This window comes from Flagellimonas taeanensis (genome assembly GCF_003584105.1).
GTDB classification, from domain to species: Bacteria; Bacteroidota; Bacteroidia; order Flavobacteriales; family Flavobacteriaceae; genus Flagellimonas; species Flagellimonas taeanensis.
Genome location: NZ_QXFO01000018.1, coordinates 340,354 through 361,665, shown reverse-complemented (window position 1 = coordinate 361,665; position 21,312 = coordinate 340,354). Strand labels below are relative to the sequence as shown.

Genomic DNA, 21,312 nt, shown 5'->3' with positions numbered 1-21,312 from the left:
AGTTGTTTGCCCCGTGGTTGGATTTATCCGCTACGGGGCATTTTTTTTGAGCCATTTATTCAACAGGCTAGAAACATCTTCAGAAATCCCAAAACGGTACAAAATCACCACATACATCCCCACGATCAAACCGGATTTCAGCATAATGTTCAAAATAGGATGAAAGGGAAACTGCAATAAGTAAAACAGTGCCGATAATACCACCAATGTGGCCAACACTTTGAGGGTTTCTTGGGTGAAAGGCAAAATGCCAAACTTCATCTTTACAAAAACAAGCTTTACGAGATTGAAGATGAAAATGGACACAAAACTGGCCAGTGCAGCTCCTTCCAATCCCAATTTGGGGATCAATAAATAATTGAGTACGATGGTCAATATGGCAAGCCCCACCCCAAAGACCAAAACCGTCTTATAATATTGGGAATTGAACAAAATGGAGTTGTTGTTCCCTAAAAGGGAATCCAGTACTTTGGCAAGCCCGATCAAGAACACGATCACAAAACCGCTCCTGTAATTTTCAGGAATCAATAAATAGAGGTCGTTCAGGTTCAACATGATCAGTACAAACAAAAAGCCCGAAGCGATAAAAAGGGTCAGCGAACTTCGTTGGTACAGTTTTTTCAACCCGATCATATCCCCCAAATTCAAGAGTTCCGCCGTCAAGGGATAGGTAATCTGGTGCATGGCCCGCGATGGGACAATGATCACTGTGGCAATATAAACGGCCACGCTGTAATAGGCCACATTCTCAATGCTGACGAATTGGTTCAGCATCACCTTGTCAATTTCCAACAAGATCAATGCAGCCGACCCACCCAAAATGATCAAAAGGGAGTAGTACAATATTTCCTTTGTATGTGCAGGAAAATGAAAATCCAATTTGGGGTACCGAAGTGTGAAGGCATATATTTTGATAATGACTGTCCTCAAAAGGTGCAGACCGACCAAAAGTTTTAGGAACGTATCCAAGGATATCATCTCAAAATAAAACAAGGCCAATAAAATGGAGACCCCTACCCTGATGAAGACCTCTTTCATGAAATTCCCGAACACAGACTTCATATGCACCTTGCACCAAGCGTTGAACACTTCAAAATAGGCCATGGAAAGGCCAACAATAAAGATGTACCAAAGGTAGTCCTTCACGATAGGGTTCACCTTTGAAATTAAATCACCCAAAGGATTGTAGCCCAATAGAATCAGTAATGCCACAGGAACAACGCCCAACAATGGCACAAGGATCATAAGGGTCAAAAAACCATCTTTCTCCTCTTCGGGGCAACGGCTATAAAATTTCACCATGGTGTTGTGCACCCCAAAGGCCATCAAGGGCATCAAAATGGCACCCGAGGCCAAGATGAAAGTAACGAGCCCATAATAGGCATCGGGCAATATTTTGGTATAGAGAAAAAGCGTATTGATGGCGGCAATAAAGAAGCCAACATACGTGTACACTATGTTCTGAACTGATTGTTTGAGAACAATTCCCATTAGATGAATTTTGCCAAGGATTCGGTCAACGCTCTCCGGTGGTACTTTTCAATGTTCCCGGAGCCACATGCTAAATTCCCATGCTGATAGCGTGTAAAGCCATCCAAAAGTACATTTTTTAACAAAGCGATATCGTTGTGGGAACAGACCGTACCTGCCTGTACTTCCAAAACCATGTTGCCTGCTTCCCATTCTTCGGGCCCAATGGCCAAAATGGGGCGTTTGGCGTTCAAGTACTCGAAAAGTTTTCCTGGGATGATACCCTTGGTCTCTTCGGAATCAATTTCCAGCAACAAAAGCAATTGGGACCGCTGCTGTACTTTCAATACTTCTTCGTGCGACAGATAGCCCATTTGGACCACATAGGGATCCAATCCAAAATCCTTGATGGATTGCAGGGCTTCCTCCCCCACTACCCCGGCCAACTGTATTTTCACATGCTTTTGGAACGCAGCGTTTTCTTGGATCAATTCGCTCAGAGCCTGCCATAACCCTAAAGGGTTTCTTCCCGTCAACAACGACCCGATATGGGATATGGTGAACTCCGGATCTAAACCAACGGGGGGTAGCACATCATCAAAACCGTTGGTGATCACCTTGATGGGTTTGGGTGTAATGGCTTCAAATTCCTTTTGGGTCGTGCGGCTGGTCACTACTACCTTATCTGCCAAAACCAGTACTTCCCTTTCTAGTTTCAAGTGTTTCTTACGCGCAAAATGGGTCAAACGTAATTTGCTGTGATAGCCAATGGAAGTCCAAGGATCTCGAAAATCGGCAATCCATTGCAAATCATATCGTTTCTTCAACCCCATTCCGATCAAATGCAAACTATGGGGCGGTCCTGTGGTGATGATAGTTTGGATCCCCTCATCCGCAATGAGCTTGGCCAAAAAGGAAATGGACGGTTTCACCCAAAATTTGCGTGCATCCGGTATGAAAAAATTGCCGCGGATCCACAGCAAGAGTTTCTCCAAAAAGGTAGGGTCTTTCTCCCTGATGATCCCTGAACTGATCGTCTTGGTCTTTTTCTTGGACAACAGCGAAGCCAACCCGTACGGCTCTTTGATGGATTGTTTAATGACTTGGAGGCCTTGGGGTACATCGTCCAACAACTTTTCGTCCACAATGGGATAATTGGGATTCTTCGGGACATAAACAATCGGTTCAAACCCAAACTCCGGGAGATATTTTACAAACTTTAGCCATCGCTGTACTCCTGGTCCCCCGGCTGGTGGCCAATAGTATGCTATGACCAAAACCTTTCGCATCAGGAGTCCTTGGATTTTTTGCCAACAAATGAATAGCCGATACTGCCCACAATGACCAATCCCAATAAAATACTGGAGATCAATGCAATTTGACTTCCGGTTTCCACCACTTTGGGTTGAAACTTGAATTCGATATTGTGCTCTCCAGCTGGGACCTTGATTCCCCGTAAGGCATAGTCCACCTTGTAGTGGGGCTGTTCCTCTCCATCAATAAAGGCGTTCCACCCTGATGGATAGTGCATTTCCGAAAAGACCGCAAAACCATCATTTGGGTTGGAAGAACGGTATTTGATATAATCGGGACGATAATCCATTACTTCAATTTGGGCCAACGAATCCACTTCGTACCTAAGTTTGGTCAACTTCGGATAAATCTTGGTGTTCACAATGGCCTGTGATCTGGAATTGAAATCCTTCAATTTCCCTATTTCTTCATCCGCTGAGGAAACGGGAACCAATTGTTCAACAAACCAAGCATTTCCATTTGCATCGTCGTTGATGGCGGGAATGCTGTTGCCTTCTTCATCTTGCTGGATGATATATTTCACGTTCAGCATGTTCAGCACCTGAAGGTTGTTCTGGTACAAATGGTATTCGAACAGGTTCTGTAGAGCTCTTGGTTTGGCCGCATGGTAGCCCCCAATGGAACTGTGGAAATACGAGGTGCGAGCCCCGTTTAGTCCTTCCTGCGGATCGAACACCCTGAAAATGGAATCGTCCTGCTGGATCATTTGGTCTATCTGACTGGCCTGAAAAGGTTCGCTCATTTGTCGTTGGCGAACAAAATTGTCCTCGTTCACATAGCGAAGGTCCACGCCCACCAAATCGAACAAGATCAATCCGCCCAATAGCAATACAAATACGTTCCTTCCAATCTTTTCCTTGATGAAAAACCAAAGTGCGGCCGCTGCCAGTACCACATATATCAATGATCTGAGGGTATCTGCGACATATACGGCCTTGCGGTCGCTTTTGAGGATTTCCAGTACCGCATCACCAAAATATTGACGGTAACGGTCATCGTTCGCCCCAGAAAAATCGAAAATGCCCATCAACAAGAAGAGGAATACGACCAATCCGAGAATAACTATAAAGCTCCATTTCAGGGCCGCTACCTTTTCCTTTTGATCCAGAGTTGACCGGAACAGTTCCCTGAGCCCTAAAATTCCCAAAGCAGGGAAACAGAGCTCCAAAACCACTTGAATGGAAGATACTGCCCTGAACTTGTTATAGAGAGGGAAATAATCGATCATGAAATCCGTGAGCAATGGAAAGTTTTTTCCCCAAGAAAGTAAGAGGGACATCAACGCACCTGCCAACAACCACCATTTTTTCTTTCCCTTGACCAAAAACAGCCCAAGAACGAACAAAAACACGATAATCGCCCCAATGTAGGCCGGTGCCGCAGGACCAGAGAATGGATGTGGCCCCCAGTACAGGTAAAGCCCGGACACTTCCAAGGCCTGGGAGGGCGGCAATCCTTGGTCCACAAAATATTGATAGACCTTGGAATCCTTGCCTAAATTCTCTTGGCCAGTTCCCCCGAACAATCGGGGTGCAAAAAGGTCCAGGGATTCTGCAATGCCATAACTGTATTGGGTGATGTACTCCTTCTCCAGGCCGCTGGTCGTTTCCTTTGGACTGCCATCAGGGTTAATAGTGAGTTCCGATTTTCCCCTGGTACTCCAATCCGCATATTCCTTGGTGGCCATAATCCCCGTAGCATTGGTGGCAACGCCCAACACAACTGCCAGTATCAATAGGCCCACAGAGACAAAAAAATGTTTCAGTTGCTTCTCCTTGATGGCATAAATAAGCTGTACAAGACCCAGAATCAACACCAGAAGCATAAAATAATAGGTCATCTGGTAGTGGTTGGCCGTGATTTCAAGTGCCATGGCCACAGCCGTCAATATGAACCCCAATAGGTATTTCTTTCGAAAGACAAGCACAATCCCGCCCAAGACCATGGGAATATACCCAAGTGCATGTGCCTTGGCATTGTGTCCCACTCCTAGAATGATGATGAGATAGGTGGAAAAACCAAAGGCCAAAGCACCCAGTGCCGCCAACCTAAAATCAACTTTTAAGCAGAGCAGCAGGATATAAAACCCTATAAAATAAAGAAATAGATAATCCGCAGGCCTGGGCAGGAAACGGATGGCGCGGTCCAGTTTTTTCACATAATCGTTCGGATAGTTGGCCCCCAGCTGATAGGTGGGCATTCCACCAAACGCACTGTTGGTCCAATAGGTCTCCTCGCCTGTCAGTTCCTTATAGGCATCCCTTTCCTTGGCCATACCCTTGTACTGGGCAATGTCCGATTGGAAAATGGCCTTGCCCTGCAACACTGGATAAAAATAGAGCAATGAGGCAAGGACGAACAAACCGATTACACAAATATGGGTGATAATGGTTTTTGGGGAGAGATTCATGGATAGGTTTTGAAAAGACAAATATTAGTCAATTTCTTCAAAATCTATGTATTCTCCAACTTTTTTTGAAGGGTTGGATTTTCTGAACGGCTTCTTGACTGTGGTGGTATCCCCTTGTTGCGTTCTTCCACCACCAAAATCTTGATGAGCTCCAAACTGCTGCCCAAACCGCTCACTGGTCTTCTTGATGGCATAATTGAGCAATCTTGGGGCCAACCATTTTAGGAGCAATTTCAACCCAAGATATACTAATATGATGATTAAAATCGTTTGTAGTAAAACCATATAGCTCTCGTTATTGTAACAAAATTACACTGTTGGTCCGCTAAACCCCGGAAACGTATCTTAAAATAGTATTAAAATCAGTTATATGGATTTTTCCATTGCCAAAAGGTCAATTTTCTTTTTTGCCTTACTTCCAACGCTCCTTAGTGCGCAATACACGGACGTCATCAATTCCAATAGACCTGGAAGGGCGGTAAGCGCCTATGCCGTGGGCAAAGGTGTGGTACAGACTGAGGTGGGGCTCTTCTATGAACAGCAGGACAATGTGGACCTGAACTCCGATTCCAACATTTTTGGTACAGATTATGCCCTTCGCTACGGTTTGCTGTTCGAGCAATTGGAGATCAATCTGGAAGGATCTTTTATGAAGCAGAACATTACCTATCCCGATTTTGGGATCGAAGGGAAATTGACCAATTTTTCACGAAACCGTCTGGGCCTGAAATACCTTGTATATGACCCTTATAAGAATCCGGAACGCAACAAACCTAATTTGTATAGCTGGAGGGCCAACAATGTGTTCCAATGGAAAAACCTGATTCCTGCCGTATCGGTATATGGTGGGGCCAATTTCCTATTTGGCGACAATCCCTTTTATCCGGGAGATCCCAGCCTTTCATACAGAGGGGGTGTGAATACCCAAAGTAGACTGTCGCCCAGAGTGGTGCTGATCTCCAATATCGCCTATGACCGAATCGGGACAGACTTTCCCGAATGGCGCTACGCCCTTTCCGTGACCCATGCCTTTCGTGATCCTAGGTGGAGCATATTTGTGGAAGGCCAGGGTATTTCGGGCGACCGCTATTCCGATGTCATCCTCAGAACCGGTGTGGCCCGTCTTATCAATTCTGACTTTCAGGCCGATTTTCACCTCGGCTCTGGTTTCAAGAATTCACCCTCACGCATTTTTGCCGTTCTCGGCTTTTCCTACCGTCTGGACTTCCACAAAGATGAAGTGAAGGCCATAGACGAGCAGCGCGCCGGGCAAAACGGCAGCATCAAAAAGAACGCCAACAAACGAAAGTCAAAAAAGGACAGAAAAAAGGGAAAAGATGATATCGACTTCTAATTTTTTTTATTGTCTCTTTTTATAGTTGACTCATTCTCTATTAGTTAAAACATTATCTCATACTCAAATGTAACAACATCAAACCAGTTGATTGCATTATAGATTACTGAGTTATTAAAGCGTGCCGTCCAAATAACTGAGTAACTTAATAACAGTTATCCGTTGTATTACTTTTCAAACCCAAGGATTTTTCAATACTTAGCGGTTTCGCTTTTTACTATTACCAATATTCCCTATTATTGGCCTTGCAAAAATTGATGTATGATCACCATAAAGCAGGTCCAGTCCAAAGCAGATCTAAAGCGGTTTGTCAAATTCCCGTTCTCCCTCTATAAAGGTTCCCCATATTGGGTCCCTCCCATCATCAAAGATGAAATGGATTCTTTTGACAAGGATATCAACCCTGTGTTTAAAAATGCTGAAGCTTCCTTTTTCTTGGCCTACAAGGACAACAAAATAGTCGGTCGCGTCGCGGCCATCATCAATTGGCTGGAAGTGAACGACCAAAACCTCAAAAAAATGCGCTTTGGCTGGTTCGATTTTATAGATGACCTGGAAGTCTCCAAGGCATTGTTGGACAAAGTAAAGGAAATTGGCCAACAACACCAGTTGGAATACATGGAAGGACCTGTGGGTTTCTCCAATTTGGACAAGGTGGGGGTGCTCATTGAAGGTTTTGACCATATCGGGACCATGATCACTTGGTATAACCATTCGTACTACCAATCGCACTATGAACATCATGGCTTTGTAAAGGAAAAAGAATATCTGGAAAACAAGTTTTTGGCAGCCAAGGCCGATCCGCAATTTTTCTATAAGGCCAACCTGTTGGTAAAAAAGCGATATGGCCTCAAGGAAATGAACTTTGAGAAGAGTGCGAATATTATGCCCTGGGTGGACAAAATGTTCGACCTGTTCAATGAAACGTACTCTAAACTGTCTTCCTTCGTACGGATCACGGACATTCAAAAGGAATATTTCAAGAATAAATACATCAGCTTCATCAATCCGGAATACATCAAATTTGTGGTAGATTCCGAGGATAAACTGGTAGCCTTTGCCATTGTGATGCCCTCTTTTTCCAAAGCATTGCAAAAGGCGAACGGCAAACTATTCCCCACAGGCATCTTTCATCTGCTGAACGCCAAGAAGAACAGCAAGGATGTGATCTTTTATCTGATCGGCATCCACCCTGATTACCAGAACAAAGGGGTCACTGCCATTATCTTCAATGAATTCTATCATACATTCAGGAAAAAAGGCATCGTGAACTGCATCCGCACCCCGGAACTGGAGGACAATCTGGCTATACGACAGATGTGGAAGCATTTTGATCCCGTGACGCACAAGCGCAGGAGAACATACCGCAAGGACCTATCGTAAAAAGCGGACAAAACTCTACCTAGCATATTAGAGCCAAGGGAAATTTGCCTGTTTTCCACTAGCAATATACTATCTATCAACACCGTTCTAAAAAAGGTGTGATCGAGAAACGGATAAAAAACTAAGAAGAAAAACCTTTCTATTCCCCCATTGCGGCCGCAACGGCAGCAGATAGTCGCTTGTACGTACCGTTTTCCAGTCTTTCCCTAATCGATGAGAAAGCATCCAAAGTTTCGGCAATATCTTCCATGGTGTGGGTGGCCGTAGGGATCAAACGCAATAGAATCAATCCTTTAGGAATTACCGGATACACCACAATAGAGCAGAAAATACCGTGGTTTTCGCGTAGGTCTTTCACCAAAGCCATGGCTTCTGGGATACTACCGTTCAAATAGACGGGAGTAACACAGCTTGAGGTTGTTCCAAGGTCAAAGCCACGTTCGCGAAGGCCATTTTGCAATGCGTTCACGTTTTCCCAAAGTTTTGCCTTCAGTTCCGGCATGGTACGCAACATGTCCAACCTTTTCAATGCTCCTTTCACATAGATCATGGGCAATGACTTGGCAAACATTTGCGAACGGAGGTTGTATTTCAAATACTCGATGATTTCTTTATCTGCGGCAACAAAGGCCCCGATTCCAGCCATTGATTTAGCGAAAGTGGCCAAATAGACGTCGATACCATCCTGCACACCTTGCTCCTCACCTGCTCCGGCGCCTGTTTTCCCCAAAGTGCCAAAACCGTGGGCATCGTCTACCAAGAACCTGAACTTGAATCTTTTCTTCAGTTCCACGATTTCTTTAAGGATGCCTTGTTCACCCCTCATTCCAAATACTCCTTCGGAAATGACCAGTATGCCACCACCTGTCTCATTGGCCATTTTGGTGGCGCGTTCCAGGTTCTTTTCAAGGCTTTCGGGATCGTTGTGCTTAAAGGTGAAACGTTTCCCCATATGTAGTCGCACCCCATCAATGATACAGGCATGACAATCCACATCGTATACAATAATGTCATCCTTGGATACCAATGCGTCAATGACGGACATAAATCCTTGATAACCAAAGTTCAGCAAATATGATGCTTGTTTGTGGACAAATTCGGCAAGTTCCTTCTCCAACTGCTCATGGAAATCGGTATGGCCACTCATCATACGGGCACCCATAGGATAGGCGGCCCCATGCTCCATGGCGGCTTCCCCGTCCACTTTTTTGATTTCCGGTGAACTGGCGAGACCCAGATAGTCATTGATACTCCACGTTATGACATCCTTTCCTTGGAATTTCATTCTGTTGGAAATGGGTCCTTCCAATTTCGGGAATACAAAATATCCTTCGGCCTGTGAGGCCCATTTTCCCAGTGGTCCCTTATTTTCAATGATTCTATCAAATAAATCTCTCATTTACCTTTAAAATTTGATTCAACTGCAAAAGTATATATTTTTAAGTAGCTCACACAACGAAATTTTTGTACAAAAAAACGACAATGTTTTGCATTGCCGTTCTTACCAATTTCTATATGTTCATTTTACTTAATGTATTCAATTTTTTCTGGTACTTCGGCATTTTGGATATCGAAAAACCCTTGGTTTTCCATCCAATCGTTGCTGTATACCTTGCTCATGTACCTTGATCCATGATCAGGGAACACCACCACAACATTACTGTCCATGGTAAATTCTCCCTCAGTTTCCAATTGATAGAGCGCCTGCATGGCGGCCCCGCTGGTGTAGCCTGCAAAAATCCCTTCGGTATGGGCCAATTTTCTGGCCATATGGGCACTTTCCCCATCGGTTACTTTGATGTAGCGGTCTATGCTGTTGAAATCTGTAGCTGCGGGAATAAGATTTTTCCCCAAACCTTCTATGCGGTACGGATATACCTCATTATGATCGAACTCTCCGGTCTCGTGGTATTTTTTCAAAACAGAACCATAAGCATCCACACCCAAAACCTTTACGTTTGGATTCTGCTCTTTCAAATAACGGGCAATCCCTGAAATGGTCCCTCCTGTTCCACTACAAGCCACCAAATGGGTGATCTGTCCATTGGTCTGCTCCCAAATTTCGGGACCAGTGCTCTTGTAATGGGCCTCAATGTTCAGTTCGTTGAAATATTGGTTAATGTAGATGGAATTTGGTGTTTCGCTATGCAAAGCCTTCGCCACTTCGTAGTACGATCGCGGATCGTCGGCACTCACGTGGGCCGGACATACATATACCTTGGCTCCCATGGAGCGTAGCATGTCGATTTTGTCCGGTGAGGATTTGGAGCTTACTGCCAAAATACATTTGTAGCCTTTTATGATGCTCACCATGGCCAGACTGAAGCCTGTATTGCCCGATGTAGTCTCAATGATGGTGCTGCCTGGTTTCAATATGCCCTGACGTTCCGCTTCTTCAATGATATGGACTGCAATTCTGTCCTTTGAGGAATGCCCAGGATTGAAGGATTCCAACTTGGCGTAGAAGTTTCCGGTGAGGGGGGCCGCGATTCTGTTTAGCTTGACTAAGGGGGTACTTCCAATTAAGTCTAGGATACTGCTATGCGCATTTATCTGTTTCTTCATAACTGGTATTAGGTAAGGATCAAATCCATAAAACATTTGGAACATGATCCATGCAAAAGTAATATTTTATTTTTAATGGGCTTTTCCTTCAAGGTCTAAAATAAATGCGTATTCCTTCGCCGTCTCCTTTAAAGCCTCAAAACGCCCAGAGGCTCCGCCGTGTCCGGCATCCATGTTGGTGTCCAGAAACAGTAGATTATCGTCCGTTTTGTATTCCCTCAGTTTGGCGACCCATTTGGCCGGTTCCCAGTACTGCACCTGGGAATCGTGCAATCCAGTGGACACATACATATTGGGATAGGCTTTCCTTTCCACATTATCATACGGGGAATAGGATTTGATGGAATCGTAATATTCTTTTTCATTCGGATTGCCCCATTCATCATATTCCCCCGTTGTGAGCGGGATGGTATCGTCCAGCATGGTCGTGATCACATCCACAAAAGGTACTCCTGCAATCACTCCTCTGTACAGTTCTGGCTCCATGTTGATGACGGCTCCCATCAACAATCCTCCCGCAGAGCCTCCCATAGCATATAGGTGCGCTGTACTGGTATATTTCTGTTCGATCAAGAACTTGGAACAATCGATGAAATCAGTGAAAGTGTTCTTTTTATGGAGCAATTTTCCGTCTTCGTACCAAGGCCTTCCCAAATATTCACCACCACGGATATGTGCTATGGCATAAATGAACCCACGATCCAACAAACTCAACCTCACGGATGAGAAATAAGGGTCGATGGTGGCTCCATACGACCCATAACCGTATTGCAGCAAAGGGCTGGTCCCATCCAAAGGTGTGTCCTTATGGTACACCAAGGAAATGGGTACTTTTACGCCATCACGGGCGGTGGCCCAAAGCCGTTCCGTTTTGTAATTGTTCTTATCGAACTTGCCGCCAAGTACTTCCTGTTCCTTCAAGACCTTTTTGGTCTTGGTCTCCATATTGAAGTCAATGATGGCATACGGAGAGCCCATTTCGTTGTAATAATAACGGAGCTCCTTGGTATCAAAATCCAAGTTTACCGAAGGCCCGGCCACATAGGTTTCGCTATCAAAAGGCAGGTAATAGCTGTCCGAACCATCCCAGCGGGATATTTTCATTTGGTTCAACCCATTTTCACGTTCGGAAAGCACATAATAATCCTTAAAGATTTCCACATCTTCCAACAACACATCCTCCCGATGCGGTATAAACTCTTTCCAATTATCTGATGATGTATGGTCTTCATCAGCGACCATCAACTTGAAATTGGTGGCTTTGTCCTTGTTGGTCAGGACATAAAAATTACCATCAAAATGGGAAATGGAATATTCCACCCCTTTTTCGCGTGGGGAAAATATCTTGAATTCCCCATTGGGCTCATTGGCGTCCAAGAAACGGTATTCTGAAGTAAGTGTACTGGTGGAGCCTATCACAATGAACTTTCTGGACTTGGTCTTATAGACAAAAGTGTTATAGGTGGAATCCTTCTCGTGAAAAATCAACTCATCGTCTGCGGAGGGTTTGCCCAGCACATGCTTGAAAATTTTGTCGGAACGCAGGGTGACCGGGTCCTTCTTAGTGTAGAACAACGTTTTTCCATCATTGGCCCAAACGGAACTACCCGTGGTATTTTCGATGATATCGGGATAGATTTCTCCAGTTTGGAGGTTCTTCACTTGGATATTGTATTGCCTCCTAGACACCGTGTCCGTGGCAAAGGCGGCCAGTGTATTATCTGGGCTGATGGAAACGCCCCTTAGGTTGAAGTATTCAAATCCTTCGGCCATTTGGTTACAGTCGAACATAAGCTCCTCCTCTGCCTCCAAGGTTTCCTTTTTTCGGGTATAGATGGGGTATTCCTTGCCTTCTTCATAGCGGGTAATGTACCAATACCCATCCAGTTTGTAGGGCACGGAAGAATCATCCTCTTTGATCCGCCCTTTCATTTCCTGAAAAAGATCTTCTTGGAATTTGACCGTGTGGGCCGTCATTTTTTGGTAGTACTCGTTTTCGGCATTCAAATAGTCAAGGACTTGCTGGTCCTCCCTATTGTTCATCCAATAATAATCGTCTATCCGTACATCCCCGTGTTTTTCCAACTTTGTTGGATGTTTGGGCGCCACTGGTGGAACTATGTTCATTGATTCTTCTTTACTGTTTTTGCAAGAGAACGCAAAAGTAAGGCATAAAACCAGAATACAAATTCTTGAAATAGACTGAGTCATCCGTTTTGATTTTTACCAATTTACTACTTTTGCCCTTACACACGATTAAATTTGGAACTATGTTTGGAGATTTGATGGGAATGATGGGAAAACTCAAGGAAACCCAGAAGAAAGTAGAGGCTACCAAGGAGCGATTGAACACCGTGATGATCGATGAGCAATCATCGGACGGGGCATTGAAAGTGACCCTCACGGCCAATCGGCAGATCAAATCGATTTCCATTGACGATTCCCTGCTCGCGGACAAGGAACAATTGGAAGATTACCTTATACTCACCCTGAACAAGGCCATTGAAAAGGCGACCAAGGTAAACGAGGCCGAATTGGCGGCCGTTGCCAAGGAAGGCATGCCCAACATCCCGGGGATGGATGCTTTTATGAAGTAGCCACACCCCTAAAGTCCCCTCAAGGGGACATTTTTGAACTTGTCAGGTCGTACGTCCGCCTGTCGGAGGGGCAGGTAGTCGAGACCTTTTAGACTTCTCGACCTCACTCGAAGTGACAATCATCCTATACTTTTCAAGACTTTTACAAAATGTCGGTGCATCTCATCGGTATAGTCCAGATGGGTCACAATACGCAGTTTTCCTTGCCCCATGCCAATAATGGAAACATGGTTTTCCGTCAATTGGTCCAAAAATCGCTTGGAGGTCATTTTGGACTCATCAATCTCAAAAATGATGATATTGGTCTCGATGGGCTCCACTTTTTTGATATAGCCCAGCTCGGAAAGGATTTCCCCAATTTCTGCCGCTTTTGTATGGTCATCGGCCAATCGGTCAATATGATGGTCCATGGCATAAATCCCGGCCGCGGCCAAATATCCAGATTGGCGCATACCTCCACCAAACACCTTTCGGATACGCAGGGCCTTGTCAATATCCTTCCTACTGCCCACCAAAACTGAACCTACAGGACATCCCATGCCCTTGCTCAGGCAGACGCTTATGGTGTCAAAAAGGGTTCCGTATGCTTTTGGGTCTCCTCCTTTTTTCACCAAGGCATTCCACAATCGGGCTCCGTCCAAGTGGTATTTTAGATGGTGCTCATCACAGACTTTCCTTATTTTTTGGAGCTCCCCAAAATCCCAACAGGCCCCTCCCCCTTTGTTCGTGGTGTTTTCGATACAGACCAATGTGGTCAATGGGCTATGATAAAAATCAGGGGGATTGATGGATTCCTCCACCTGCTGTGCGGTCATCATGCCCCTGTGGCCATCCACCAACCTGCAGGACACACCGCTGTTGAAGCTCACCCCACCGCCTTCATAATTATAGATGTGCGCATATTTATCGCAGATCAGCTGATCTCCGGGCTGTGTGTGTATCTTGATGGCCGTTTGGTTGGTCATGGTACCGCTAGGGAAAAATAGGGCAGCCTCCATCCCAAAATAGGCGGCAACTTTGGCTTCCAGTTCATTTACGGTGGGGTCGTTCTTGAAAACGTCGTCACCGACCCTTGCGCCCATCATGGCCTCTAACATGCCCTGGGTGGGCCTAGTGACCGTGTCACTGATCAAATTTATCTCCATATACTAAATCGTAGTGCTAGTCCATACAATCCATCCCTATGGGCGAACCATCGGGAATATCTGGGACTGGAACAAGTTTGAACTCTGAAGGTTCTTCCATAAAATTGTCGATTCGCTTCACCATTTCTGCGGAAATGGCACTTTTTCCACTGCCCAGCAATTGGGTCTTCAAACTTTTCAAGGTTTCATTGGCCACGGCGTTCACTTGCGGATGTACGCCATCATGGGCGGCCAAGTTCATGATGTGATAGAGCACCCTAAAATTGATGGTATTCTGCACTTCTTCCTCATAGGCATCCCTGTGGGAAAGATCAAAAGTACCCTTGATGGTCTTGTCCAATACCTCCTGAAGGCCCAATTGGTTTTTGTCCAAGCTTTTCTGTTGGATCAATCGGGAAGCGCGTTCCGGATGCAACAATAGCCCCAAAGTCATGTCGGCAGCCGTTTCGGCCACGGAAAGGGCATCAAAACTCACACCGGTCCTACCCTTGAAGGATTCCCTAGATCTAGAAAACCCAATGGCCCGAGGGGGGAAAAGGTCCAACTTATCCTTAGGGATGGCAATGGTTTTAGCGTCCAATGTTTTCAGAATGGATTCCAACGCTTTTTCCTGAACGGCTTCGTTCACGGGTTTAACAGGGGTCTGTCCATCCCCCTTTACCGCATAATTGTAATCCAGACCCCCTATCACCTTCGACACGGCCTCTGTTTGGTACCTATGGAAAAAATATACCGGCACAAAAACATCTTCCAGTGTGGAATACGCTTCCCCAGTTCTGATATTGTCCATGGAAAATTGGGCTATGGCCCTTTCCCTGATCTCCAACATGCTTTCCAGTTCTTGGCTGGGACTGTTTCCATTGTCCCACAAATGGGCCAACAAATGGGCACCCCCGGTTGGGCGGGCATCTTGGTCCGAGATATAGCGCAGTCCGTCGTCTTGCGCCTTTTTCAAGATACCGTTCAGAGCATCCCTTTCGTTGGTTCCCGACGGGAAATCGGTATACGAGTAGGCAACGATCACCTTGTCCCATTCCCCAATACCGGTATCATAGGCATTAGCAAAACCGATGGTATTGCCGTTCAATTCAAATTGTGGGTGCGGATAGTCCATGACGGAAGCCCTGTTGTTCGGACTTGCGGCAAAGTTGTGGGCAAAACCAAGGGTGTGCCCGATTTCGTGGGCAGACAATTGACGGATACGGGCCAAAGCAAGGTCCAACATGGGCTGGTAATTGTCGTCCCGATCAGCAAAAGGCTTGTTCATGAGTGCCTGGGCGATCATAAAATCCTGGCGGATCCGCAAACTTCCCAAACTCACATGCCCTTTGATGATCTCCCCTGTTCTTGGATCGATAACGCTGGCGCCGTAACTCCATCCCCTTGTGGAACGGTGCACCCATTGGATCACATTGTAACGGACATCCATGGGATCCGCATCGTCCGGTAAGATCTTCACTTGGAACGCGTCCTTATAACCGATCGCCTCAAAGGCCTGGTTCCACCATCTCCCACCTTCCAATAATGCGGAACGGATAGGTTCTGGGGTTCCGTTGTCCAAATAATAAATGATAGGCTCCACCGCTTCACTGACCGATGCGGATGGATTTTTCTTTTGTAACCGATGTCTTCGTACAAATTGTTTCAGGATAGGTTCCTGGACCGGGGTGGCATAATCGTAATATGAAAAGGGAAATGATCCGCTGCGAGGGTCAAAAGCTCTTTTTTTGTATTTACTGTCCGGCAGCTCCACCAAGGAATGGTGCTGTGCCACGGTCACCAAACTGGGATCCGGGGTCACCGATCGGATCCATGCCCCTTCGGGAGTGCCCTTGAACGTCAAAGTGACATCAAACTCCACATTTTTGGGAAATGCCTTGGTACGTTCAAAGGCCAAGGCGCTTTTGCTCGCATCCAAACTATAGGTGCCCTGCTTGCTCCTTTTTAGTCTGTTGGAAACGCCATGGGCATCACGCATCAAAAAATCGGTAAAATCGATGAGGTAACTCCCTTTGGACTCCTCTTCGATCTTGAATCCGTGCAAGACGGACTTGGCAAAAGCCTGCTCCACCGATTTTTTTTCCAGTTCGTTATCGGTGATGGCCCTGAAAGTCTGGTTGGGCTGCACCAGAAGCAACTTGTTCCCCGCCTTTTTGAAGAAAACGACCTGCTCGTTCCCCAACTGACCTCTATCCAAACCTATATCATTGCTCCCAATACCGCTGCTCAAGGAATAGACATATAAAAATTCTTTGTCCAGATCATCCACCTGTAGGTAGATCTTGTCCGATCCATCATCGTAATAGAAATTGAAATAACCGTTAAACTTTTGGAAATCCTTGGTCTTTTCAAAAGTTTGGGCCATCATGGCCGATCCCACAAAAAGGAGTGACGCAACAAGGTTGATGGTGTTCTTCATAATTTGGTTTGAAATAGACCTTAAAAGTATGGAAATCATTTTAAAAAAATCCGCCCAAGATCTGAGTTGGGCACTATATTCAATTTAGTAATAATCGTGGGGAATTTTTATCTGTTTCTTTTTTTTGAGGCTCCATTTTTATACAATGTTCATGGCATAAGCGGTTGAAAATCCATATTTTACTAAAAAAAGAATATGGGGGCAAATACCAATAAAACCATTTTTTCCAGCTATGTCCGAAAAGATGGGCTCTTTGATGAGGTCTTCGGTAACGACGGAAATGTTAAATCGGTGTACAAGAAGCTTTTAGATCTCTATGGATCTAGGTCCATTGAGAACTATGTCACGCTGAACAACAAAGCAAAATCCTCCTTTTTCAACCAGGGGATCACTTTTCAGGTGTATGGTGATAAACAGAGCCAGGAGAAAATTTTTCCCTTTGACCTGTTTCCTAGGATCATCGACACCAAAGAATGGGATGTGATCGAAAAAGGAGCCATCCAACGAAGTCTGGCCCTCAACCATTTTTTATGGGATGTGTACCATGACAAGAAAATTGTCAAGGACAAGGTCGTGCCCATTGAGCTCCTGAGCTCCTCCCCCAACTATTTGCACCAGATGATGGATGTGGACCCGCCGAACAAGATCTACAACCATATTTCGGGAACGGATATCATCAAGCACGCCGATGGCAATTATTACGTGTTGGAGGACAATATCCGCTGCCCATCCGGGGTCAGTTATGTGATCTGTAACCGAACCGCCCTTAAACGAGCACTCTTTGGAGTGTTCAATCATTACCAAACATACACTGTGACTGATTATGCAGAGAATCTGCTCAATTTATTGGAAAGTGTAAAACCACCGGGAGTGGATTCGCCCGTTTGTGTGGTGATCACCCCGGGTATGTTCAATTCCGCTTATTACGAGCATTCCTATCTGGCCAAGGCCATGGGCGTGGAATTGGTGGAAGGCCGGGATCTTTTTGTGGAGAACGATTTTGTCTATATGAAAACTACACAAGGCCCCGTTCGGGTGGATGTGGTGTACCGCCGTATCGATGACCTGTTCATCGACCCCATGGAGTTCAACCCCGATTCCACCTTGGGCGTACCCGGATTGTTCGCCGCTTACCGTAAAGGAAACGTGACCCTTGCCAACGCTCCCGGCACCGGGGTGGCGGACGACAAAGCGATTTACACCTATGTGCCGGACATCATCAAATACTATTTGGATGAGGAGCCCATCTTAAAAAATGTACATACCTATCATTGTAGTAGGCCAGATGAACTGCAATACGTACTGGAACACATTGGTGAACTGGTCATAAAACCTGTGGATGAGGCAGGTGGCTATGGCATTTCCATAGGAAACAAACTCACCAAGGAAGAAATTGAGGAAGTGAAGACCAAAGTAAAGGCCAATCCCAGAAAATTTGTGGCCCAACCGATCATGTCGCTATCAGTGCACCCTACCTACATAGACCAAAATGAATCCTTTGAACAACGACATGTGGACCTCCGAACCTTTACTGTTTTGGGCCAGGACAAACAATTTGTACTGAAAGGCGGTTTGACCAGGGTGGCCCTCAAAGAAGGTAATTTGATCGTAAACTCTTCCCAAGGCGGGGGATCCAAGGACACTTGGGTACTAAAACAATAAGAATATTATGCTAGCAAGAGTGGCCAACAACCTGTTCTGGATGGGCAGGTATATTGAACGGGCGGAACATATTGCCCGGTTTATGAACGTCAATTATTTTTCCTCCTTGGATGCCCCCAACCAGTTGTCGCAATCCAGACAATTTGTATTACGGTCCATGCTGTTCATGGTGGGCGACCCGGTCTATGACGATGCCCTGCAATTGGAAGAAGAGGACGTTCTATTTGATATCGGGCTCAATCCCGAGAAAAACTACTCCATCATAAGCAGCATCAAATATGCGAGGGAGAATGCCAACTGCTCGCGCGATCTGATCTCCACCGAGCTGTATGAGAGCCTCAACAAGTTCTATCACTTTGTGATGAACTATCCCAAAGACCTCTTTGTGAAGACCAATCTCTATGATTTTACCGTAAACGTTACGGAAATGACGGCCGTTCTTCGGGGCAAGATCAGGGGCACCCTATTGCATGATGAGGTGTACGCCATCATCATGCTCGGGGTCAACATAGAAAGGGCCATCCAGATCACGCGCATCATCAACACCAAATCCAACGATGCCATCATGGCCCAAGGCAGCTATGGCGACCCTGTTGGCAACAGTTTTGAATGGACCACGCTACTCAAATGCGCCGAAAGCTATGACATGATGCGCCGTTTGTACAAAAAATCACCGAACAGTACATCCACCCTGGAGTTCTTGATATTGAACGGAAAATGTCCGAGATCGCTTATGAACTGCATCAACCAAGTGTACAAACATATCCAAGAGTTGGACAAGAAAGTGGAGTACGAGAAAAGTTCCACGGCCTTTATGGTAGGAAAAATAAGGGCCGAATTTGAGTTCAAACAGATTGAGGATGTACAAGAGGACATTCAGGGCAATCTGGACCTGATCCTTAATAAAATGTTCAAAATTAGTGAGAACATGGAGAAGGAATTCTTCAACTACTGACTAACTTGGCATGATTGAATTGTCCCACATGTTGTATGAATATGAAATAGATTACGACACCCAGAACTCCTATGAGAAAGGGCTCAGCGAAGCCTTTTGGCAGTTCTTGGTCATCCCAGAGGACAACGACACCCAAGAGGTGAGTTATTGGCATTTTGAAAACAATCTGGGCGAACGGAACAGCGTCTCCGAAAACGGATTGGGCTTCAAAACGGTACAGGTACGATCCAAACGGGAGATAGACCACATCACCTTCAATGCCCATTTCAAACTCACCAAAAAAGAAATCAATCCGTTCGATTTTGAACTCCCCGCCGATTTGGGCGATGAGCTCCGGATATTGAATAGCCTTGACTTTAAGGTGGACCACGAACCCTATCTGCGCAAGACTGAATTGACCACCCTACCCGAAAAACATACAAATATCTTTTTGTTTGATGGAAATAAGTCCATTTTTGAAAACTTGGTCGATTTGAACCAGTGGGCCTTCATGCAATTGTATTTCAAGACCGGTGTCACCGCAGTGGACACTCCTTTGGAGGAAATCATAGACAAACGGCATGGTGTCTGCCAGGATTTCACACATTTGTTCTGTGCCATAGCCAAGCAGAACGGCGTTCCCTGTAGGTACGTTTCCGGCTATCTTCACCAAGGCATTGGTTTTTTTGGCGATTCCCAGATGCATGCATGGGCCGAGGCGTTTGTCCCCAAGGTGGGATGGATCGGGTTTGACCCCACCAACAATCTATTGGTCAACCACAACCATATAAAGGTCTGCCACGGAAAGGATTATACAGATTGTGCCCCATTGAAGGGCGTGGTGTATACCTTGGGCAGTAACGAGACCAAATATTCGGTACTGGTGAAGGCTGCGGAACAACAACAGCAATAGATTATTTTTTGTGCCAAAAGAAACCTATTTTTGTCGAAAATAGATTACATGGTAACTACAGATCAGCAGAAAGATCTTATTGAGCGCCTTGGTGCGTTAAGGAGGTATCTTTGACATCGATGCCAAGCTTATTGAAATAGAGAACGAGGAAGAAAAGACCCTCGCTCCCGGTTTTTGGGACAATCCACAAGAAGCCCAGAAACAGATGCAATCCCTGAAGTTCAAGAAAAAATGGGTGGAGGACTATGAAGAAGCCAAAACCTTGGTCGGTGACCTCGAAGTTTTGTTGGAATTCCAACAGGCAGGCGAAGTTTCTGGGGATGAAGTAGCCCTTCAGTTCAAAAAATCGAAGGAGGCCATCGAGAACCTGGAATTCAAGAACATGCTCTCCGATGAAGGTGACGAGCTCACTGCGGTCCTACAGATAACGGCTGGCGCCGGAGGTACTGAAAGTTGCGACTGGGCATCCATGCTCATGCGGATGTACCTCATGTGGGCCGAGAAAAGTGGCTATACCGTAAAGGAACTGAACTACCAGGAAGGTGATGTGGCAGGCATAAAGACCGTGACCCTAGAGATTGATGGGGAATATGCCTTTGGCTGGCTCAAGGGCGAAAATGGCGTGCACCGATTGGTGCGTATCTCCCCTTTTGACAGCAATGCCAAACGGCACACCTCGTTTGCCTCTGTGTATGTGTATCCGTTGGTGGACGACACCATTGAAATTGAGATCAACCCTTCGGATATCGAGATCACCACGGCACGTTCCAGTGGCGCTGGTGGGCAGAACGTGAACAAGGTGGAGACCAAGGTGCAATTGTTCCACAAACCCACGGGCATACAGATTTCCTGTTCCGACTCCCGTTCGCAGCACGACAACAGGGCAACTGCCCTGAAAATGCTCAAATCCCAGCTCTACGAAATAGAACTGCGGAAAAAGCAAGAGGCCCGGGCGGAAATCGAATCCTCAAAGATGAAGATCGAGTGGGGCTCGCAGATCCGGAACTATGTGATGCACCCTTACAAATTGGTAAAAGATGTGCGGACCGGTGAGGAAACCGGAAACGTGGATGCCGTGATGGATGGTGAAATCAATCCATTTTTAAAGGCCTATCTAATGATGATGGGGCAAAAAGAAGAATAAGA

General features: G+C 45.7%; 16 protein-coding genes. 7 read left to right on the top strand and 9 right to left on the bottom strand.

Features of this window, described 5'->3' with window-relative positions; all coding sequences use genetic code 11:
• Nucleotides 1-30 precede the first annotated feature (30 nt).
• The 4 genes from D2V93_RS09610 to D2V93_RS09595 are packed head-to-tail and all read right to left on the bottom strand — an operon-like array spanning nt 31 to nt 5,479.
• Nucleotides 31-1,491, bottom strand: coding sequence for an oligosaccharide flippase family protein (locus tag D2V93_RS09610; RefSeq protein ID WP_119619318.1), 1,461 nt, complete (start codon nt 1,489-1,491; stop codon nt 31-33).
• The gene (locus D2V93_RS09605; protein ID WP_119619317.1) at nt 1,491-2,759 is read right to left on the bottom strand and encodes a glycosyltransferase; all 1,269 of its coding nucleotides are present in this window, start codon (nt 2,757-2,759) and stop codon (nt 1,491-1,493) included. The genes D2V93_RS09610 and D2V93_RS09605 overlap by 1 nt, the downstream gene beginning before the upstream one ends.
• Entirely contained in the window at nt 2,759-5,194 is a 2,436-nt protein-coding gene (locus D2V93_RS09600; RefSeq protein ID WP_119619316.1) for a YfhO family protein, read from the bottom strand. Before D2V93_RS09600 ends, D2V93_RS09605 begins: the two co-directional genes overlap by 1 nt.
• A 24-nt stretch (nt 5,195-5,218) precedes the next feature.
• Nucleotides 5,219-5,479, bottom strand: a complete 261-nt coding sequence (locus D2V93_RS09595; RefSeq protein WP_119619315.1) for a DUF4834 family protein — start codon at nt 5,477-5,479, stop codon at nt 5,219-5,221.
• Between the two features lie 85 nt (nt 5,480-5,564).
• On the opposite strand from D2V93_RS09595, the gene D2V93_RS09590 reads away from it, so the two are divergent.
• Both D2V93_RS09590 and D2V93_RS09585 read left to right on the top strand, forming a co-directional pair.
• Nucleotides 5,565-6,548, top strand: a complete 984-nt coding sequence (locus D2V93_RS09590) for a transporter (protein ID WP_119619314.1) — start codon at nt 5,565-5,567, stop codon at nt 6,546-6,548.
• 261 nt (nt 6,549-6,809) lie between these two features.
• Nucleotides 6,810-7,931 carry a GTP cyclohydrolase gene (locus D2V93_RS09585; protein WP_119619313.1) on the top strand — a complete coding sequence of 374 codons (1,122 nt, stop codon included), beginning with the start codon at nt 6,810-6,812 and terminating at the stop codon, nt 7,929-7,931.
• Nucleotides 7,932-8,070: 139 nt separating this feature from the next.
• Here the strand turns inward: D2V93_RS09585 and D2V93_RS09580 are convergent, their stop codons facing one another.
• The 3 genes from D2V93_RS09580 to D2V93_RS09570 all read right to left on the bottom strand — a co-directional run bounded on the left by D2V93_RS09580 (nt 8,071) and on the right by D2V93_RS09570 (nt 12,707).
• On the bottom strand, nt 8,071-9,330 hold the full coding sequence (locus D2V93_RS09580) for a cysteate-C-fatty acyltransferase (protein WP_119619312.1): 1,260 nt from the start codon (nt 9,328-9,330) through the stop codon (nt 8,071-8,073).
• Between the two features lie 125 nt (nt 9,331-9,455).
• A complete protein-coding gene (locus tag D2V93_RS09575; RefSeq protein ID WP_119619360.1) occupies nt 9,456-10,496 on the bottom strand; it encodes a cysteate synthase in 1,041 nt (346 codons plus the stop codon).
• Nucleotides 10,497-10,568: 72 nt separating this feature from the next.
• The gene (locus D2V93_RS09570) at nt 10,569-12,707 is read right to left on the bottom strand and encodes a S9 family peptidase (protein ID WP_119619311.1); all 2,139 of its coding nucleotides are present in this window, start codon (nt 12,705-12,707) and stop codon (nt 10,569-10,571) included.
• Between the two features lie 59 nt (nt 12,708-12,766).
• On the opposite strand from D2V93_RS09570, the gene D2V93_RS09565 reads away from it, so the two are divergent.
• Complete coding sequence (locus D2V93_RS09565; RefSeq protein WP_072879281.1) at nt 12,767-13,093, top strand: YbaB/EbfC family nucleoid-associated protein; 327 nt, start codon at nt 12,767-12,769, stop codon at nt 13,091-13,093.
• Nucleotides 13,094-13,212: 119 nt separating this feature from the next.
• Here the strand turns inward: D2V93_RS09565 and D2V93_RS09560 are convergent, their stop codons facing one another.
• Nucleotides 13,213-14,238 (bottom strand): threonine aldolase family protein, encoded by a 1,026-nt coding sequence (locus D2V93_RS09560; protein WP_119619310.1) that lies wholly within the window; start codon nt 14,236-14,238, stop codon nt 13,213-13,215.
• A gap of 16 nt (nt 14,239-14,254) precedes the next feature.
• On the bottom strand, nt 14,255-16,657 hold the full coding sequence (locus D2V93_RS09555; protein ID WP_119619309.1) for a zinc-dependent metalloprotease: 2,403 nt from the start codon (nt 16,655-16,657) through the stop codon (nt 14,255-14,257).
• 195 nt (nt 16,658-16,852) lie between these two features.
• Here D2V93_RS09555 and D2V93_RS09550 point away from each other — a divergent pair, with 195 nt between their 5' ends.
• The 4 genes from D2V93_RS09550 to prfB all read left to right on the top strand — a co-directional run bounded on the left by D2V93_RS09550 (nt 16,853) and on the right by prfB (nt 21,310).
• The gene (locus D2V93_RS09550) at nt 16,853-18,319 is read left to right on the top strand and encodes a circularly permuted type 2 ATP-grasp protein (RefSeq protein ID WP_119619308.1); all 1,467 of its coding nucleotides are present in this window, start codon (nt 16,853-16,855) and stop codon (nt 18,317-18,319) included.
• 7 nt (nt 18,320-18,326) lie between these two features.
• The gene (locus D2V93_RS09545) at nt 18,327-19,274 is read left to right on the top strand and encodes an alpha-E domain-containing protein (protein WP_072879275.1); all 948 of its coding nucleotides are present in this window, start codon (nt 18,327-18,329) and stop codon (nt 19,272-19,274) included.
• Nucleotides 19,275-19,302: 28 nt separating this feature from the next.
• Nucleotides 19,303-20,166 carry a transglutaminase-like domain-containing protein gene (locus D2V93_RS09540; protein ID WP_119619359.1) on the top strand — a complete coding sequence of 288 codons (864 nt, stop codon included), beginning with the start codon at nt 19,303-19,305 and terminating at the stop codon, nt 20,164-20,166.
• 48 nt (nt 20,167-20,214) lie between these two features.
• Nucleotides 20,215-21,310 (top strand): peptide chain release factor 2 gene (prfB, locus tag D2V93_RS09535; protein WP_119619307.1). Its coding sequence is split into 2 segments (ribosomal slippage): nt 20,215-20,277 and nt 20,279-21,310, totalling 1,095 coding nucleotides; the frame shifts between segments, so codons are not numbered across the junction.
• Nucleotides 21,311-21,312: the final 2 nt, after the last annotated feature.

Bases quoted from the DNA above. Each gene is read 5' to 3' on its own strand.
- D2V93_RS09610 (WP_119619318.1), bottom strand. From the start codon at position 1,491: ATGGGAATTGTTCTCAAACAATCAGTTCAGAACATAGTGTACACGTAT.
- D2V93_RS09605 (WP_119619317.1), bottom strand. From the start codon at position 2,759: ATGCGAAAGGTTTTGGTCATAGCATACTATTGGCCACCAGCCGGGGGA.
- D2V93_RS09600 (WP_119619316.1), bottom strand. From the start codon at position 5,194: ATGAATCTCTCCCCAAAAACCATTATCACCCATATTTGTGTAATCGGT.
- D2V93_RS09595 (WP_119619315.1), bottom strand. From the start codon at position 5,479: ATGGTTTTACTACAAACGATTTTAATCATCATATTAGTATATCTTGGG.
- D2V93_RS09590 (WP_119619314.1), top strand. From the start codon at position 5,565: ATGGATTTTTCCATTGCCAAAAGGTCAATTTTCTTTTTTGCCTTACTT.
- D2V93_RS09585 (WP_119619313.1), top strand. From the start codon at position 6,810: ATGATCACCATAAAGCAGGTCCAGTCCAAAGCAGATCTAAAGCGGTTT.
- D2V93_RS09580 (WP_119619312.1), bottom strand. From the start codon at position 9,330: ATGAGAGATTTATTTGATAGAATCATTGAAAATAAGGGACCACTGGGA.
- D2V93_RS09575 (WP_119619360.1), bottom strand. From the start codon at position 10,496: ATGAAGAAACAGATAAATGCGCATAGCAGTATCCTAGACTTAATTGGA.
- D2V93_RS09570 (WP_119619311.1), bottom strand. From the start codon at position 12,707: ATGACTCAGTCTATTTCAAGAATTTGTATTCTGGTTTTATGCCTTACT.
- D2V93_RS09565 (WP_072879281.1), top strand. From the start codon at position 12,767: ATGTTTGGAGATTTGATGGGAATGATGGGAAAACTCAAGGAAACCCAG.
- D2V93_RS09560 (WP_119619310.1), bottom strand. From the start codon at position 14,238: ATGGAGATAAATTTGATCAGTGACACGGTCACTAGGCCCACCCAGGGC.
- D2V93_RS09555 (WP_119619309.1), bottom strand. From the start codon at position 16,657: ATGAAGAACACCATCAACCTTGTTGCGTCACTCCTTTTTGTGGGATCG.
- D2V93_RS09550 (WP_119619308.1), top strand. From the start codon at position 16,853: ATGGGGGCAAATACCAATAAAACCATTTTTTCCAGCTATGTCCGAAAA.
- D2V93_RS09545 (WP_072879275.1), top strand. From the start codon at position 18,327: ATGCTAGCAAGAGTGGCCAACAACCTGTTCTGGATGGGCAGGTATATT.
- D2V93_RS09540 (WP_119619359.1), top strand. From the start codon at position 19,303: ATGTTGTATGAATATGAAATAGATTACGACACCCAGAACTCCTATGAG.